A 17,321-nucleotide genomic window follows, 5' to 3' on the forward strand; every position below is an offset into this window, starting at 1 on the left:
AACCTAGGCGGTCCAGGCCCCTAAAGCGCGCACGGGTTAAACCCATTAGATTAGACAGCCTAGCACTAAGGGTTTGTCCAAGTTGAGCCTCTCCCAACTGATGATCTCGTGGGCGAAAACCCGCTACGGCTTTGGACTAGCTAATTGGACAGCCTACCACTAAGGGTAAGAGCTTCGCTCTGGTTTTTTGAACCACTAAGGGCACGAAGTACACTAAGGACACTAAGTTTCGGAGTGGCAGTGGTCGAGGCGTTGTACGCCGAACAAGGACGGTGGTGGACTTACAAGCTCCTCCCCTGAAACTCCAAGCAACTCCATGCTTAACTCCATGCTACTCCATGGGCTGAAACACCCGTAAGGTCCCGACGTTTCACGTCGCAGCAGTGGTCGAGGCGTTGGACGCCAAACCAGGACGGTGGTGGACTTACAAGCTCCTACTCTTAAACTCCAAGCAACTCCATGCTTAACTCCATGCTACTCCATGGGCTAAACCACCCAGCCGGACGGGAGGTCCGGATCCGGTAGCACTATTTCTTCCCCACCGTCCCCCGCAAAAACTCATAGCTCAGCACTGCTCCCAGGATCGCGTCCGGCGCATCCGAGTCGGCGCGGTAGCGGAAGAACAGCTCCTGCGGCCCTGGGCTTTCCGGCGTCACGGGGATGGTAATTTCGTTCAGTCCCAGGCTCGTCAGTTTTTGTTTGACGATTGCCGAACCGATGACTTTGCCCGTGCTGGGGTGTCCGCTGAGCACTTCAATCGTTCCGCCGGAAGTGACGCCGGGGGCCAGCCCGATGGATGCCTTGATGGCCTGGATATCCGTCAGGTCAATTTCCCCGTAGCTCGACCAGCCTCCGCCGGAGGCGACGAGCAGGTCAGTGTCTTCATCGCCCAGGGGGTTGTCTTTGGCTTCCAGGTGGTAGGCCATCACCTTATTGCCCTTGGTGTACTTGTGGGCGGGGATGAGGGGCGCGCGCAGCACCACTACCTTTTTGGTGGTCAGGCGGGGCAGTCCGTCGCCCGCCCCCCGGTCGGTGTAACTGGCCTGGAGGTAGTAGCGTCCGGGGATGCCCGCCTTATGGTCTTTCAGGGTGAGGCGGCCCTGGGCGGGGTGACTCTGCTGGCCGGGCGGCGGGCCGGCCAGGCTCAGGATGTACTCCGCCATCAACGTGGCGTCTTGTTTAGAGACCTCGGGGTGGGCAGCCATCTCCCGCTCGCCCCATACCCCTGCACCACCCTTGATGATCTTGCCAGCCAGGTATTCCGCCGCGCCGGGGTCTTTACGGTATTTATCGGCTACCCGCTGGTAACTGGGGCCGGTACTGGCCTCGTTGGTGGCGTGGCAGCCCGCGCAGTCCAACTCGCCCATGATGGATTTGCCAGCGGCGAAGGCCGTGCCCTGGCCCGCCACCTGGTGGCCCTGCTCGATTTGCACCAGGTCTTCGCCTTCCAGGTAATCCAGGGTGACGGTAATGGCTGCGGGGTCCACGGGGCCGTCTTCGGCGTCGCTGGCCGTGATGCGGTAATTCAGGGCTTCGCCGGGAAAGAAGAAGCTGCGGTTGCCGTCAATGGCAATGTCCAGCTCCGGCAAGCTGTTGCCCACCAGCAGGTTAACCGCTTTACGGGAACTATTGCCCTGCCCGTCTTCCGCCACCAAGGTCAGCACCTGCTCTCCGGCGGTGCGCACGGTGTAGTCGAGTTTTTCTCCCTGTCCGATTTCCGTTTCTCCCAGCAGCCAGCGCAGGGTCAGCGGATCCCCGTCGTAGTCCAGGCTCTCGCTGGCGTCGGCCATCAACTGGAACGGTGCCGCACCGATGGTTTGGGCGATGTCGACCTCCGGGACGGGCGGGCGGTTCCCAGCATTGTAGCGGATGCGCAGCAGGCGGGCGTCTTCGTTGCGGCTGAACCACTTGTTGCCGTATTCAATGACGTAGAGATCGCCGTCCGGACCAAAGAGCATATCAATGGGATGCAGAAATTGCTGATTGGGCAGGAAGGGCTCGAAGGACGTCACGTAGCCCGTTTCGTCCAGGTTGGCGGCCATAATGTAGTCCCGCATCCAGTCGTAGAAGAAAAACTTGCCGTCGTAGTACTCCGGAAACCGACCGTCGCTTTCGCGGTAGTCAGCGTGGTAAAAGACGGGGCCGGCCATGGCATTGCGGCCGCCGCTGCCCAGCTGTGGGAAGGCTTCACTGGCCGCGTAGGGGTAATAAATCATGGCGGGCTGGGCGGGGGGGAGCTGCCGCGCGCCGGTGTTCAGGGCACTTTCGTTGACGGGTGCAGCGGGATCGAAGGCCGCACCGGTTTTGCCAGTTGTAAAATCCCGCTGGTGGTAAGCCTGGTTGTTGCCGATGAATAGGGGCCAGCCGAAAAAGCCCGCCTCCCGGGCCACGTTGACTTCGTCGTGCCCACGCGGCCCTACGCCCGCACTGTCCACCCGTGCATCCGGGCCAACGTCGCCCCAGTACACGTTGCCGTTGTGCTGGTCAACCGAAATCCGGAAGGGGTTGCGCATGCCCATCGCGTAGATCTCGGGCCGGCCCACGGCGGGGTCGGTGAAGAGGTTGCCCGGAGGGATGCTGTACGTGCCGTCATCCTCTACCTTGATGCGGATGATGCCGCCCCGCAAGTCCATCGTATTGGCAGAACTCCGCCGGGCGTCGAAGTTGGGGACGTCCCGCGTATCATCAATCGGGGCGTAGCCGTCGGATTCGAAGGGATTGGTGTTATCGCCAATGGAAAGGTGCAGCAGGCCGGTGCCCCCAAACTCGATGCTGCCGCCGGAATGGCAGCACTTGTTGCGGTCCGTGCCTACTTCCAGAATGACCTGTTCGCTGGCCAGGTCAATGCCATTGCCCTGGAATTGAAAGCGGGCCAGGCGGTTGACGGAGGCTTCGCCTACGGGGCTGTAATACAGGTACATCCAGTGGTTAGTAGCAAAGTCGGGATCGAGAGCGAGGCCCAGCAGACCATCCTCAAACTCCGTCCATACCTCCAACTGGGCAATTTTGGTGCGGGCCTCCATCTCCGGGTCGTAGAGGTGAATGGCACCGCCCCGCTCGATCCAGATGGGCCGGCCGTCGGGCAGTAGCTCCAGTTCCATCGGCTCGGTCATGCCCGTCACGAGGGTTTCCACCTGGAAACGATTTTCGGCCGGCGTGCGGGGGATGCCCGCAAAGTCGACCTCCTTATTGCCCGCCCAGAGGTATTCCAGCCCGCCCCAGATGTGAGAGACGAAGTCGGGGTCAGTATAGCTCTCCGGGGTGTGCCCCAGGCCAGTGTAAAAAGTACGGCCGTTCTCAAATTCCCGGTACCAGGCGATGGGGTGAAAGTCGCCGTTTTCACCGCCTTCGTAGGAACTTTCGTCAACCCGCAAGACGGGAACCACCCCTTCCTGGAGGTTTTTGTAGTTGTACCACTCGTCAAAGCGCCGCCATTTTTCGTTGAGGTGGGCAACCGAGGGGTGGGTGGGCTCGAGGACGAACATATCGGCCTCCTGGTGCTTGGGGTGGCTCAGGAACCAGGCGCCGCACAGCTCGTTGTACCAGGGCCAGCTGTACTCGGTATCGGCCGCAGCGTGGATGCCCATCCAGTTGCCGCCCGCCCGAAGGAAGCGCTGCAACTCACCTTGCTGCTCTTCGTTGAGAACGTCGCCGGTGGTGCTCAGGAAGACCACCACGTTATAGTTTTTCAGGTTTTCCTCGGTAAAAATGCTGGCATCTTCGGTGGTGTCCACGCGGAAGCCTTTCTCCTGGCCCAGGCGCAGAAACATCGCTTTACCGTCGGCAATCGAACCGTGCCGGAATTTAGCGGTCTTGGAAAAAACCAGCACACTGCGTTCGCCGCCGCCGCTTTTTCCACAACCGAAAGCCAAAAATACCAGGATACTGGCGAGGAACAGCAGGACCGCTGGCTGCCATTGTGCTCTAGTTTCACTCATTGTTCCGACCTTAAAACTTTTTAATCCCATTTCCGTGGCCAAAGCTACAAAATTAGCGGCTTAACCTAAAGTTAATAAACGGTTGACAGCCAGAATAGATTGGCGGTTAATTTCTACGAATGCGGTTTGGCCGCCCCAGCGCCCTTTGCGTCCTTTTTGGGCGCGGCCGCAGGTGCCGGGTAAAGCATAAAGCGCAATGGCAGACAAAGCCCCAAGGCGGGGACAATCCCTCTCGTCCTGCATTCTCCCATCGACATCCCCTGCACCTGCGGCCGCGCCCCTTTCCCCTTTACTTTACGCGGAACTATCTTTGCACCCCGGCCGTTAGAAGCAGTCGAGACTTCGCTCCCCCATGCAATTACTCCCCAACGACGCCTACGAAAAACTGGAATTTGACCGCATCCTGGCCCTGCTGGAAGAGCAGTGTAACGGTGAACTGGGCCGGTCTTACGCCCGCACGCTGGAGCCCTCCGGCGGCGTCCGGCAGATCAACCGCTGGCTGGATGAGGTCGCCGAATTTAAGCAGGGGACGGCCGAGCGCAACATGTTTACCATCGGTGCATACGACGACATTGACGAGGAACTCCGCATGCTGCACATCGAGGGCTACGTCCTGAGCGAGTCGGGGCTGGCTAAGATCAACGTCCTCCTGCTCCAGGCCAAAGCCATCTTTCAGTTCTTCACCAGCACCCGGGCCGAGACCTACCCTACCCTTTACGAACTGGTGCGGGTGCTGCACTACGAGCAGGCCCTTTCGGCGGCCATTGAGCGGGTCATTGACGAGAAAGGCGAAATCCGTTCCGACGCCTCGGAAGAACTCGCACGCATTCGCCGCCTCATCGCCGCCAAGCAACGGGAGGTCGAAAAAACCTTCCGGCAAGTCATTGAAAAATACCGCCGCGAGGGGCTGCTGACGGACACCGTGGAGAGTATGCGCAACGGCCGCAGGGTGCTTACGGTGCCTTCGGAACACAAGCGCAAAATCCGCGGCATCATCCACGACGAATCGGCTACCGGCAAAACGGCCTACATCGAGCCCGACGCCGTCATTGGCATCAACAACGACATTTTTGATTTTCAACAGGAGGAGCGGCGGGAAATTTACCGCATCCTGCGTGAGCTCTCGGCCGTCCTGCGCCCCTACGTGGAACACATCGCCAGCTACCGCGACCTGATCGCCTACCTCGACCTCGTGCAGGCCAAGGCCATCCTCGCCCGGCAGCTTAAAGCCGAACGGCCCAGCGTTGACCACCGCCCCCGCATCGGGCTGAAGGACGCCCGCCACCCGCTGCTGTACCTGAAAAACCAGCCCTTTGGCCGCAAAACGGTGCCCTTTGACCTCAAACTCGGCGGCAAAAACCGGGTCTTGATGCTTTCCGGCCCCAACGCCGGCGGCAAATCCATCACCATGAAAACGGTAGGCCTGCTGCAACTGATGGTCCAGTGCGGACTCTTGGTGACGGCGGATAAGACCTCGGAAATGGGCGTCTTCCAGCGGCTGTGTGCCGACATCGGCGACCAGCAAAGCATTGAAGACGACCTCTCCACTTACAGCTCCCGACTGAAAAACGCCCGGGAGTTTCTGGATACTGCGGACGATAAGACCATGGTGTTGATTGACGAATTCGGGTCGGGGACGGACCCCGCTTCCGGCGGCGCCATCGCCGAAGGCATCATGGACGGGCTCAATCACCGTAAAGTCTTCGGCGTCATCACCACCCACTACTCCAACCTGAAGATATACGCCTACCAGTCGGCCGGCCTGGTCAACGGCGGCATGCATTTCGACCAGGAGACGCTCAACCCCACCTACGAACTGAAAGTGGGCCGCCCGGGCTCCAGCTATGCCTTCGAGATCGCTACCAAGTCCGGCCTCCCCCAACGCGTGATGGACTACGCCCGCAAACGCGCCGGCAAAAACGAACGGGCGGTGGATCAGCTTCTCGTCGACCTCCAACGGGAAAAAGCCGAGTCGGAAGACAAAATCCGGGAGCTCGAACAAAAGCAAAAGACCCTGGATGCCCTGACGCGCACCTACGAAGAACTCCACCGGAGCATGGAAGTGCGCCGTAAGCGCCTCAAGCTGGAAGCCAAGGAACAGGCCCTGGAAGAAACGGCGAAATACAACAAGGAGATGGAAAACCTGATCCGCCAACTCCGCGAAGACAAGAAGATTGAGGAAGCCAAGGAAAAGGCCAAAGAACTCCGCGAAAAGCGCCAGGAAATCGGCGAAGAAGTAACGGAGTTGCGCGAAGACATCTACTACACCCCAGCCCCAAAAACGGAGAAGCCGATTGTGGTGGGCGACCACGTCCGCCTGCGCGCCGGAGGTGCGACGGGGCAGGTAGAAAAGCTCGATAAGAAGACCGCCACGGTCATCGTCGGGGACCTGCGCCTGACGGTGAAACTGCGCGACCTGGAAGGGGTCGATGATCCGCTGACCATCCGGCGGGAGCGGAGCGTATCCAGCAGCGTGAGTTCAGTGGCCACTTTCAGCAACAAACTCGACGTGCGGGGCATGCGCTACGAGGAGGTCCTGGCCACCACCGAAGCTTTTGTGGACCAGGCCCTGCTGGCCAACGCCAGCCAGCTGCGCATCGTCCACGGCAAGGGCTCGGGCAGCCTCAAAAGGGCGGTGCGGCAGAAGCTGGCCGAATACAACCACAGCTTCAGCCTGAGCCATCCACCGCGGGAATTGGGCGGTGAAGGGGTCACGATTGTCGAGTTGTAACAAAATTGTCGGCCAAAACGACTGCGAACATAGTTTAATTTACTATGTTTCGGTCCGAAAGGCCTGCCGGTCGTGAACTCACCAACGTTTCGGCTACCGAGAGCGCTCATCACATTACTGAATACCTAGTCACTCCAATTTATGAGAAACCACTTATCTTCCCTTTTCGCCCTGCTGCTTTTGGCGCTGGCCCTTCCACTGCAGGCCCAGTTCCGCTCTGAGATGCGGACGGCCGACAAAGAATACGAGCTGAAGGCCTACAACCTGGCCATCGAATCCTACAAACGCGCCCTGGCCCAGCGGCCAACCGACGTTGAGGCCCTGAGCCGCATTGCTGATTCCTACCGCATGCTCAACCAGATCCAGACGGCCCACACCTACTACACGCAGGCAGTGCGGGAACGTCAGGTCAAACCAAACACCATCCTCGAGCACGCCCACGTCCTCAAGTCTCTGAGCCGCTACGAAGAGGCCAAGCAGTGGTACCTGCTCTACGCCCGCGACCACGATAAGGTGGTGGGCGATCACTTTGCGCAGAGCTGCGACTTCGCCATGGCCCAGGCCAATGCCGATGCGGGCTTCCGTGTACAGGCCTCCAGCATCAACTCGCCGGTATCCGACTTTGGCCCCTCGATGCCTTCTCCCGGCCAGTTGGTCTTCAACTCGGGCCGTACCGCCAGTGGGCAATCTTTTGACGGCCAGGCCAAAAACAAGCCCTACGTGGCCGCCGTCGGCCCCGATGGCAACCTCCAGCAGGCCTTCGAACTGCAAACGGGCTATACCGATGCAGCGGGCAACGTCGGCCCCGTCAGCTACACCCCCGATGGCCGCCAGGTCATCTTCACCCGCAACAACTTCAACACCGGCACCCGGATGATCCCCGAAGCCGGCATCGTCCTCAACCTGATGATCGCCGACGTTAACCAAAACGGAACCTGGGTAAATCCACGCCCCCTGCCCTTCAACGGCACCGATTACAGTACCGGCTTCGGCACCTTTTCCCCCGACGGCAACGCCATCTATTTTGCCTCCAACCGCAAGGAAGGCTACGGTGGTTTCGATATCTACCGCGCCAAGCGCCAGGGCCAGAGCTGGGAAAACATCCCCGAAAACCTGGGGACGGTTGTCAACTCCGTAGGCCATGAGATTACCCCCTTCTTCGACGGGGCCAGCCTGTTTTTCTCTTCCGACTGGCACCACGGCCTGGGGGCCTACGACGTTTTCCGCGCCGAAGTGGTCAACTCCCGCCCCACTACCCTCTACCATATGGGTAAAGGCATCAACTCCGACCGCGACGACCTGGGCTTCATCTATGACCCCGTGACCAACAGCGGCTACGTCGTCTCCAACCGCATTGGCGGGAGCGGGATGGAAGACATCTACCGCGTTGGCCGCGCCAATGCCAACAAAGTCCTGCTCGTACAATCCGCCCAGGACGGCAGCTTTATCCCCAATGCTTCGCTGGACTTCACCGCCTGCGGAGGGCAGGTTTACGCTACCGACATGGGTGGCCGCTACGTCATGCAGTCTACGGACGGTCTGACCTGCGACATCATCGTCAGCGCACAGGGCTTCCAGTCCGTTCGCATTCCCGTCCAGGGCATGGCCCCAGACGCCCAGAACGTAGTGCGGGTAACGCTTAGCCCGGTCGGCAGCGGCACCAATCCCAACATCGGCGGGACGACCCCTCCGGGCTCTTACCGTGGAGTGGTTACCGATGCCCAAACCGGCGCGGTAATCCCCGGTGCAACGGTATTCATCACCCAACGGACCACCGGAGCCACTGCTACGGTACAAACGGCCGCCGACGGCACTTATCTGCTGGGACTGGATCCTTACAATACCTACGATCTAGTCATTTCGGCACCGGGCTATGAGTCCGTCCGTTACCCCGTCACGAACAACGATGGCAGCGACCCTTACCTGCTGGGCAATATGGCCCTACTGCCCGTGCAGGGTGGTGGCACGAATCCCCCCGCTGGCGGTGGCACTTTTGTTCAGACTACGGGCTTCGCTGTCCAGCTGGCCAGCCTCAGCAAGCAACCCGACCTGAGTAAGTTCGCTTCGCTCAGCAACCTGGGCCGCGTTTACGACGTCAATACCGGTGGCAGCTACAAAGTACGCATCGGGGTGTTCGCCACGCGGGCCGAAGCGGAAATTGCGGCGGCAAAAGCCAAGACGGGAGGCTATCCCGGTGCATTCATCGTTGCTGATAGTGGCAACTCGGCATTTGCGAAAGCTGGCGGCCAAGGGACCAATCCTCCGGCGGGAGGCAGCTTCCCTCCGGCCACCAACACTGCGGGAAAATTCAAGGTGCAACTTGGTGCCTTCAGTAAACCCGAAAACTTCGACCGCAACGCCGCCATGCAAATGGGCAACATCGAGATGATTAAAAAGGGTAACCTGACCGTCTTTATGATCGGCGGTATCAATTCGCTGGCCGATGCGCGCAGCGTGCAGGCGCGGGCGACCCAACTGGGTTACACGGGAGCCTTCGTTCTGGAAGACGTCAATGGCCAACTCGTAAAAGTCAAGTAAGCCACAACTTAGCATCCATGACAATCAACGGCCGGGGAACTGCACAGCGCTCTCCGGCCGTTGTTGTTTTTCGCCTTCTCAACAGTAGTACCGTGCGCATCCTCTTCTTTTCCATAGCGCTGCTTTTGGCCGCTTTTTTGCCTGGCCAGTCGGTCATCCCCCTCTATCCGGAGGGCATCCCTTGTGCCAATGCCCTGGAGGATATTACAGCGCAGCGGGAAGACATTGCCAGCATCGTCACCAGCGTCCACACGCCCCTGCTGCACCATTACGCGCCCATCCCCCGGGCCAGCAGCGGCACGGCCATCATGATCATCCCCGGCGGAGGATACACGATTGAGGCGTGGGATCTGGAAGGGGTAGACATTGGGCGGCGCTTCCTCACCGAAGGAATGCACGTCTTCATTTTGCAGCACCGCCTGCCCCGGCACGAGAGTGGGGAATGCAAAAGCCACGTGGCGCTGGACGACGCCCGGCGGGGGGTGCAAACCATTCGCCTGCTGGCCGATTCCCTGGGCATTGACCGCAGGAAGGTGGCCGTGATGGGTTTTTCCGCCGGCGGACACCTGGCGGCGTCGGCGGCCATCCACTATCTGGAGCGGGATTCAACGGCCCACCCGGCGGCCGCAGCCTATTCCAGTCGCCCCGACCTGAGCATGCCCATCTATCCGGTGCTGGTGATGGACGGCAGTCCGGTGGGGCATTCCGGTAGTGCCGTTGCCCTGCTGGGCGAAGACTTTCCGCAGGCCCCTTTGCTCGACTTTTACAACCTTCCCGAACGGGTTCACGCTAATGTTCCACCTACTTTTTTGGTCCACGCCGCCAATGACAAAGCCGTGGTGCCCGAAAATTCTATCCGCTATTTCACGGCCCTGCAGCGGGTCGGGGTGCCCGTAAGCCTTCACCTCTTCGCCGAAGGAGGCCACGGTTTTGGCTCCGGAAAACACGTCGATGGTCCCGTCAGCCACTGGCTGGAGCTGGCCGTGGAATGGCTGCGCCACCACGGCTTTATATGAGCTGCTGGCAGCTCCCTTTTTCCACCAATAAGGCATTAAAGACAGTACGTTATAATAACTGCTTGCTGGCTTCCCACCGCTGGCTCCGGGATCCAACTTGAGTAAAGATCAGGAGAAGCACGTACCTTTCCGGACACTAAGCCAACTGCCCGAACCATGCCCAACAGTATTGATCTTTTGCCGCTTTGGGAGGCTCCCAACCAAGCCGACCTCTTGCTGACCCACGAGGCCATTCAGCCCTTCATCCACCGGACGCCCGTTTTGGAAAACGCCAGCCTCAATGCGATGAGCGGTGCGAAGCTCCTGTTCAAGTGCGAAAATTTCCAGAAGATTGGCGCCTTTAAGATGCGGGGAGCGGCCTCGGCGGCCCTGCGCCTTAGCCCCCCGGAGCGGGAAAAAGGATTGGCTACTCACAGCAGTGGCAATCACGCCCAGGCCGTTGCCCTCACCGCCCAGATATTGGGAGTACCCGCCTACATCGTAATGCCCCACGATGCGCCCCGCGTAAAGGTGGCGGCCGTGGAAGGCTACGGCGCGACCATCACCTACTGTGAAAACACGCCGCAGGATCGCCAGCGTACCCTTGATGCGGTAGTGGCCAAAACCGGTGCCGCCTTCATCCATCCCTTCAACGACTACGGCGTCATCGCCGGGCAAGCCACGGCGGCCATGGAACTCATCGCCGATACCAAAGCGGTGCTGGACGTGGTCATGGCCCCCGTGGGCGGCGGCGGATTGCTCTCGGGAACGGCCCTGGCCACCCGCTACTTCAGCCTGCAGGCGGAGACCTGGGGCGCTGAACCCCGCAACGTCGACGATGCCGCCCGGTCTTTGGCCAGTGGGCAGATCGAGTCAAACGTCAGCAATCAAACCGTAGCCGATGGCCTGCGGACCAACCTGGGCGACAAGACATTTGCCATCATCCACAAACGGGTGCCGCGGATTTTGGTGGTCTCCGAAAGGGAAATCATTGCCGCCATGCGCCACGTATGGGAACGTATGAAGATCATCATTGAGCCCAGCTGCGCCGTGCCGCTGGCTGCCGTCCTCCGTTACCCGGAGCTCTTTGCTGGCAAAACCGTAGGCATCATCCTCACGGGAGGAAATGTGGACGTAGATGCCCTGCCGTTTTGAAGCCATTTTCCAGTGCTATTGCAGGACTAAGGCGGCAAAGGTTTGCGGCCTTGCCTGGTGTTCTCAGGCTCCGGGTAGCCAAAAACACTTGATATTATCCTTCCCGGGGTTATTCCAGATTCCGTCACACTCCCTACCTTGCAGCCATGCTTTCCATCGCCCTCGCTTACTGCTCCGATGACCAATCCGCTGCCCAGCGGATTGGGGGGGACCTTGCCAGCCACGTCAACTTCAACCACCTGAGCGTAGGCCGCTCGAACGCCGGGCCGGTGCTGGCCGATCTTGCAGGTGACTACGATGGACGCATCGTTTTGCTCGTCAGCGAGAGTTTTTTGACCAACCCCAACTGTATGTTGCGGGCCACGGAAATCCTGGGCAGCAACCGGGACGTACTGCCGGTATACCTTCGCAACCACCGCTACGATGAGGAACTTGGCGAAGTGATCACTACCCAGACCAGCCTCAGTAAGCAGTCGGACTTGATGCACTACATCAACCACTGGCAAGACCGCTACATCGATCTCCGGCAGCAGCAGGATGAACTCGGCAGCCACGGCGGCGAGGAGTTCCAACGCTACTTGCGCAAGATCCGGGAAACCAGCGTTCAGATGGAGGAAATCCTCATTCTTCTGCGGGATGCCTGGACGCTGACGGAGTCCCAGTTTGCGGCCAACCATTACCAACAGCTTTTCATTTTCGCCGACCGCCCTGCCCTGTGGGAAGAGTACCGCGCCTTCGAAACCGCACCACCGCTCGATGTGGCCGGCATTCCCGGCCTCGATATGCTCCGGGCCCACACTCCCGAAGCGGAGCCCACCCCGCCGCTGGAGGAGGATGCGGGCGCCGGAGCGCAGGTGCCAGGGGAAGTTGAACGGCCAGGTCCACCCGACCCCGAACCAGAACCCATGATCGAAACTACTCCCGAACTGGATTTGCCCCCCGCCCCCGGTATTGCTCCCGAAGTAGACAGCACCGAACAGGCCGAAACCTGGATCTCCCGCGCTTGGGCCCTGTTTGACGGGGGCGACGCTGGTGCTGCCCTGGAACTGCTCGACTCCGGCCGCGAAGCCTTGCCCGATCAGCTCGACCTGCACTATCACTACGCCCTCCTGCTGGCTACCTCCACCGAAGACCACGCAGCCGCCCGCCGGGAGACCGAAGCCCTGCTGGACCGCAGTCCCGACCACCCCGACGCCCTCTTCCTGGGCGGTGAACTCTGTGAAGTCGCCGGAGATTACGCCACCGCCCGCGAGTACTGGGAGCAGCTAAGCGACGTCGAGCCCTTTTACCCCGATCTCAACTACCGCCTCGGCATCCTGCTGGCAGATCATTTTCCGGAGGATGCCCTCGACGCGGCGGCCTACCTCCGCCGGGCCAGCCGCAACAAAAAGCCCCACGCCGAAGCCTGCTACCGCTACGCCCTTCTGCTGAAATCCCCGATTGGCCGCAAGAAAAAAGCCATCCGCCAACTGCGGCGGGCCGTGGAACTGGACCCCACCCACGCCCTGGCCCACTACGAACTGGCCACGCTGTTGCACGGACAGAAAAAGTACGCCGCCGCGCGCAATGCCTTCCACCTAGCCGTTGCCCTTGAGCCGGCCTTCGATACGGAGGTCAACCGCCACGCCTTCGCCAAGCAGCCCAAGAAAACGGTGGTTGCAGCAACGCCGGCCGAAGAGCAGGCCCTCCAGACCCTGAAGCGCAACATCGCGGAACTGGAGGCCCTCATTGCGGAGCGGGACCTTGCTCCTTCACCGGACCCGGCACCTGCGGCCGCGCCCCAAACTAAAAAACCGGGCACGAACAAAACCGTCCTTATCTCCGGCGCGACCTCCGGCATCGGGCGCGCTACGGCCCTGCGCCTGGCCCGCGAAGGTTACCGCCTCATCCTGCTGGGCCGCCGCCAGCAACGCCTGGAAGAACTGGCCGCCCTGCTGCTGGAAGACCACGGTACCGAGACGCTGCTGCTGGCGCTGGACATCCGCGACCGCAGCCAACTCCACCACGCCATCGCGCAACTGCCCGAGGAGTGGTCGGCCATCGATATTCTGATCAACAACGCGGGCAAAGCCAAGGGCGTAGACCCCATCCACGAGGGCCAGATTGAGCACTGGGAGGAGATGATTGACGTCAACCTCAAAGGCCTGCTCTACCTCACCCGGGCAGTTACTCCGGGCATGGTGGCCCGGCAGACGGGGATGGTCCTCAACGTTGCCAGCACGGCGGGTAAGGAGGTGTACCCCAATGGCAACGTCTACTGCGCCACTAAACACGCCGTGGACGCCCTCACCTACGCCATGCGCCTGGACCTGGTAAAACACGGCATCCGCGTCGGGCAAATCTGCCCGGCAATGGTCGAAGAGACCGAGTTTTCGCTCGTGCGCTACGATGGCGACGCGGAACGGGCCAAAATCTACGAAGACTTCCAGCCGCTGCGTTCGCGCGACGTGGCCGAAGCCATCCACTTTATGGTCAGCCAGCCCCCCCACGTCAACGTCATCGACCTCGTATTGCAGGGCACCCAGCAGGCCAGCTCCACCGTGGTGGACCGCAGCGGGCGGGAGCGCTTTGCGCCAGTTGACGAAGAGGAGTAAGCCATGGCCAGACCCCAATTCATCGTCATTGAAGGCCTCGACGGCAGTGGTAAAAGCACCCAGATCGAAATGCTGAAGGACCGCCTGCAGGGCCGGGGAGAAGCCTGCTGGCTGACCGCCGAGCCTACCGAGTTGCCCACCGGGCGCTTCATCCGTTCCATTCTCCGGGGAGACGTTTCAGCCGATCCGCGCACGGTTGCGGCCCTGTACGCGGCCGACCGCATCGAGCACCTCCACCACCCGAGCGAAGGGGTGCTGGCCCAATTGGCGGCCGGCTACCACGTCATTTCCAGCCGCTACTATTTCTCCAGCCTCGCCTACCAGGCCGAATACGCCGACCCGGGCTGGGTAGCCTCGCTTAACCTGTACGCCAAGCGGACCCTGCCGGCCGACCTGACGATCTTTCTGGACCTCAGCCCGGAGCAGAGCATGGAGCGCATCGAGTCACGTGGAGCGGAAAAGGAGATGTTCGAGAACCTGGAGAAATTGGCCCACGTGCGGGAAAGTTTCCAGCTGGCCTTTGAGTACTTCGGTGAGGGGGAAAATATCTGGGTGATCGACGCCAGCGGCGATCCAGTGGAAGTGGCGGACCTGATCTGGGAGGCTTACTTGGGGTTGGGAGAATAAGTGGGTAGAAATATCCACGAGAATGCCGAGCTTTAGCGCCTACACACCCATTATTTTTCCGCCCCGGTGGGCAACACACTAGTCAGAGCCAACATGCAAAAAAATCGAATTTCCTCCGTTGATGTCCTGCGCGGCATCACCATTGCTGCGATGATCCTGGTCAACACCCCCGGCGATTGGGGCAACGTCTACGCGCCCCTCTTGCACGCCCAATGGCACGGGTATACGCCGACGGACCTGGTATTCCCCTTCTTCCTCTTCATTGTGGGATGTTCCATCGCCTTTTCCTACAACGGGCGCACTCCGTCGGGCGCGGTGTACGGCAAGATCAGCGTGCGGGCGCTGAAGCTGATTGCACTGGGCCTGTTTTTGGGCGCGTTCACGCTGAGTTTCCCCTTCTTCAAGGAATTTTCGACCATCCGTTTTCCCGGAGTACTGCAGCGCATCGGCCTGGTTTTCTTCTTCGCCGCCATCATTGCGCTCAATGCCAACTGGAAGGCGCTGCTGGGGATCACCGGGGGGCTTTTACTGGGATACTGGGCCATCTTGGGCTACGTTTCTCTCCCCGACGGCAGCGCGCCCAGCTACGAGCGGGTTCCCAACAACTGGGCGATGTATATTGACAAAGCCGTTTTGGGTAGCCACACTTACAAAGAAGACTACGATCCAGAGGGTTTGTTGAGCACCATTCCCAGCATTGCCTCTGCCTTGATCGGGGTGCTCATCGGGCGTTTGCTGCTGGCCCAGGCCGGGGAAAAGACCACGAAGTTGCTGGGCATCGGAGCCGCAATGTTGGTAGCAGGCACCCTTTGGTCTTTCCTCTTCCCGATCAATAAGGCCCTCTGGACCAGCAGTTTCGTGCTGGTAACGGCTGGCTGGGCAACGCTGTTCCTGGCGGTGATTTACTACTTGCTGGACGTACGGGGTATTCAATTCGGCGAAACCTTCCGCAAGATGGGGGCCAATGCCCTGATCCTGTATTTTCTCTCCAGCTTCATCTCGAAGGTGATGGGCAGCATTCGCGTGGGCGACACTTCGCTGCACGGCTGGCTTTACCAGACGATTTACGTGCACGACTTTCTACCAGCCAAACTGAGCAGCTTACTTTATGCCCTCACGGTGGTAGCCTTTTACGTCCTGCTCGGGCTCTTCCTTTACCGGCGGAGGATTTTTATCAAGGTGTAAGCCTACCCGGCCACTCATCTTGGACACCCCTACGAAGGTAGTGGGCAAAAAAAGGCGTGACAGTGCTTCGACATTCCGATGCACTGCCACGTCGGCGAAATGAGTAGGTTAATCCAGAATTCACTTAATTCGAACCTAAAAACGCAGCTTGGGCTATAAAAGAGCTGAAAAATTGTTGTTTCCTGGTTGTTATGAGGTTACGCAACCACTTACGAAGAACTCAAGCCAGGCGGTTTTACCCGGGAGAAAAAATTTTCTCTAAGGGCAGTTGCTGGCCGCAGACGGGGCGGAAAGACGTTAAAAGGACCTAAAAGTTGGTAGTTTTCCGCATCCACCTTAGGTTAGCGCACGTTACATCACCAGCCTTTCACCTCCGTCAGGCTCATTGGCAAGGCTTTGCCCCCGGAGCAGCTTGGCCTGGTTTACCGTTTTTCGCTTTCCTCAACCGTAAATAACAGCCCCATGAACAAGGCCCCTAAAACAGGAACTCTCCTACTGGCCGAACCTTTTATGCTGGACCCCAACTTCAAGCGTTCGGCGGTCCTGCTCGTCGAACACGGGTCCGAGGGCAGCATCGGCTTCGTCCTGAACCGGCAAACGGAAATCCGGGTGGACGAGTTGATCGAAGACTTTCCGGAAATCGAGGCCAACATCTACTACGGCGGGCCCGTTGGCACGGACACCATCCACTACCTGCACTGTAAACGGGACCTGCTGGAAGGCAGCGATGAAGTTTGCCCGGGCGTCTTCTGGGGAGGAGATTTTGAACGGCTGAAATTTTTCATCCGCCAGCAACTCATTTTACCCCAGGACATTCGCTTCTTCCTCGGCTACAGTGGCTGGAGCGAAGACCAGCTCAAGGAGGAACTCCAATCCGGCAGCTGGGTTACCGCCCCGATGTTTGCCAACTACCTCTTCAAAAGCCAGCCCGAGAACCTCTGGAGCCAGGTAATGGAGAACAAAGGCAGCGCTTTTTCCGTCATCGCCCAAATGGATGAAGAGGCGCACTACAATTGATTGTCGTGCTGCCAGGGTAGAAATTTAACGCTTGCGCTTGCGCTGCCGCAGTTTAGGGCTGTTCCACTCTTCCTTCTGGGCAAAATCCACTACCTTTTTCATCACCGCGATCATGGAAAGGAAGACCAGGTAGCCGAAGGTAACGACGAAAAAGATCCACTTGTAAGAGCCCGCCTGGTAGATGGATAGCCCGCTGAAGGCCCAGGCAAGCAGGCCAGAGCCAATGGCCAGTCCGAGGAAGGAGTAGATACTCCGCCCCCAGTACTTCATCAGGTTGGCTGAGGTAGCACTCATGATGGCGTTAAAAAGCGCGAAGAAGAGCAAGAAACTCGCCGCACAGAGCCAGGGCCAGCGGTTGTTCACCACGTCCTCCGTCCCCGCCGCAACGGCCGAGCCGGCTACGTCAAAAAGAAATACCGCAACCAAGGCACCACCCGCCTGGTAGACGGGGTCGATCTTGCTTTCAAAAATGGACGTCTCCGCCATGCTGTGTTACATTTGCTCACCTAACGCAACCCAGGCAGTATTGTTACAAGAAAAG

10 protein-coding genes are annotated in these 17,321 nt (G+C 59.7%); 8 read left to right on the top strand and 2 right to left on the bottom strand.

Features of this window, described 5'->3' with window-relative positions:
• Nucleotides 1–527: 527 nt before the first annotated feature.
• Complete coding sequence (locus H9S92_RS18770; protein ID WP_187468238.1) at nt 528–3,938, bottom strand: ThuA domain-containing protein; 3,411 nt, start codon at nt 3,936–3,938, stop codon at nt 528–530.
• Between the two features lie 352 nt (nt 3,939–4,290).
• Here H9S92_RS18770 and H9S92_RS18775 point away from each other — a divergent pair, with 352 nt between their 5' ends.
• The 8 genes from H9S92_RS18775 (at nt 4,291) to H9S92_RS18810 (ending at nt 16,780) form a co-directional block, all read left to right on the top strand.
• Nucleotides 4,291–6,669: an endonuclease MutS2 gene (locus H9S92_RS18775; RefSeq protein ID WP_187468239.1), complete on the top strand. Its 2,379-nt coding sequence runs from the start codon at nt 4,291–4,293 to the stop codon at nt 6,667–6,669.
• A 141-nt stretch (nt 6,670–6,810) separates the two neighbouring features.
• The gene (locus H9S92_RS18780; RefSeq protein WP_187468240.1) at nt 6,811–9,207 is read left to right on the top strand and encodes a carboxypeptidase regulatory-like domain-containing protein; all 2,397 of its coding nucleotides are present in this window, start codon (nt 6,811–6,813) and stop codon (nt 9,205–9,207) included.
• Between the two features lie 17 nt (nt 9,208–9,224).
• Entirely contained in the window at nt 9,225–10,223 is a 999-nt protein-coding gene (locus tag H9S92_RS18785; RefSeq protein ID WP_187468241.1) for an alpha/beta hydrolase, read from the top strand.
• Between the two features lie 156 nt (nt 10,224–10,379).
• Nucleotides 10,380–11,357 (top strand): threonine/serine dehydratase, encoded by a 978-nt coding sequence (locus H9S92_RS18790; protein WP_187468242.1) that lies wholly within the window; start codon nt 10,380–10,382, stop codon nt 11,355–11,357.
• A 146-nt stretch (nt 11,358–11,503) separates the two neighbouring features.
• A complete protein-coding gene (locus tag H9S92_RS18795; protein ID WP_187468243.1) occupies nt 11,504–13,951 on the top strand; it encodes an SDR family NAD(P)-dependent oxidoreductase in 2,448 nt (815 codons plus the stop codon).
• Between the two features lie 3 nt (nt 13,952–13,954).
• On the top strand, nt 13,955–14,578 hold the full coding sequence (gene tmk / locus H9S92_RS18800; protein ID WP_187468244.1) for a dTMP kinase: 624 nt from the start codon (nt 13,955–13,957) through the stop codon (nt 14,576–14,578).
• A gap of 93 nt (nt 14,579–14,671) precedes the next feature.
• Nucleotides 14,672–15,763: an acyltransferase family protein gene (locus H9S92_RS18805; RefSeq protein WP_187468245.1), complete on the top strand. Its 1,092-nt coding sequence runs from the start codon at nt 14,672–14,674 to the stop codon at nt 15,761–15,763.
• Between the two features lie 462 nt (nt 15,764–16,225).
• Nucleotides 16,226–16,780, top strand: coding sequence for a YqgE/AlgH family protein (locus H9S92_RS18810; RefSeq protein WP_187468246.1), 555 nt, complete (start codon nt 16,226–16,228; stop codon nt 16,778–16,780).
• A gap of 24 nt (nt 16,781–16,804) precedes the next feature.
• On the opposite strand, the gene H9S92_RS18815 is transcribed toward H9S92_RS18810, so the two are convergent.
• Nucleotides 16,805–17,266 (bottom strand): hypothetical protein, encoded by a 462-nt coding sequence (locus H9S92_RS18815; RefSeq protein WP_187468247.1) that lies wholly within the window; start codon nt 17,264–17,266, stop codon nt 16,805–16,807.
• Nucleotides 17,267–17,321 lie beyond the last annotated feature (55 nt).

The organism is Neolewinella lacunae (assembly GCF_014349155.1).
GTDB classification, from domain to species: Bacteria; Bacteroidota; Bacteroidia; order Chitinophagales; family Saprospiraceae; genus Neolewinella; species Neolewinella lacunae.

Bases quoted from the DNA above. Each gene is read 5' to 3' on its own strand.
- H9S92_RS18770 (WP_187468238.1), bottom strand. From the start codon at position 3,938: ATGAGTGAAACTAGAGCACAATGGCAGCCAGCGGTCCTGCTGTTCCTC.
- H9S92_RS18775 (WP_187468239.1), top strand. From the start codon at position 4,291: ATGCAATTACTCCCCAACGACGCCTACGAAAAACTGGAATTTGACCGC.
- H9S92_RS18780 (WP_187468240.1), top strand. From the start codon at position 6,811: ATGAGAAACCACTTATCTTCCCTTTTCGCCCTGCTGCTTTTGGCGCTG.
- H9S92_RS18785 (WP_187468241.1), top strand. From the start codon at position 9,225: ATGACAATCAACGGCCGGGGAACTGCACAGCGCTCTCCGGCCGTTGTT.
- H9S92_RS18790 (WP_187468242.1), top strand. From the start codon at position 10,380: ATGCCCAACAGTATTGATCTTTTGCCGCTTTGGGAGGCTCCCAACCAA.
- H9S92_RS18795 (WP_187468243.1), top strand. From the start codon at position 11,504: ATGCTTTCCATCGCCCTCGCTTACTGCTCCGATGACCAATCCGCTGCC.
- tmk (WP_187468244.1), top strand. From the start codon at position 13,955: ATGGCCAGACCCCAATTCATCGTCATTGAAGGCCTCGACGGCAGTGGT.
- H9S92_RS18805 (WP_187468245.1), top strand. From the start codon at position 14,672: ATGCAAAAAAATCGAATTTCCTCCGTTGATGTCCTGCGCGGCATCACC.
- H9S92_RS18810 (WP_187468246.1), top strand. From the start codon at position 16,226: ATGAACAAGGCCCCTAAAACAGGAACTCTCCTACTGGCCGAACCTTTT.
- H9S92_RS18815 (WP_187468247.1), bottom strand. From the start codon at position 17,266: ATGGCGGAGACGTCCATTTTTGAAAGCAAGATCGACCCCGTCTACCAG.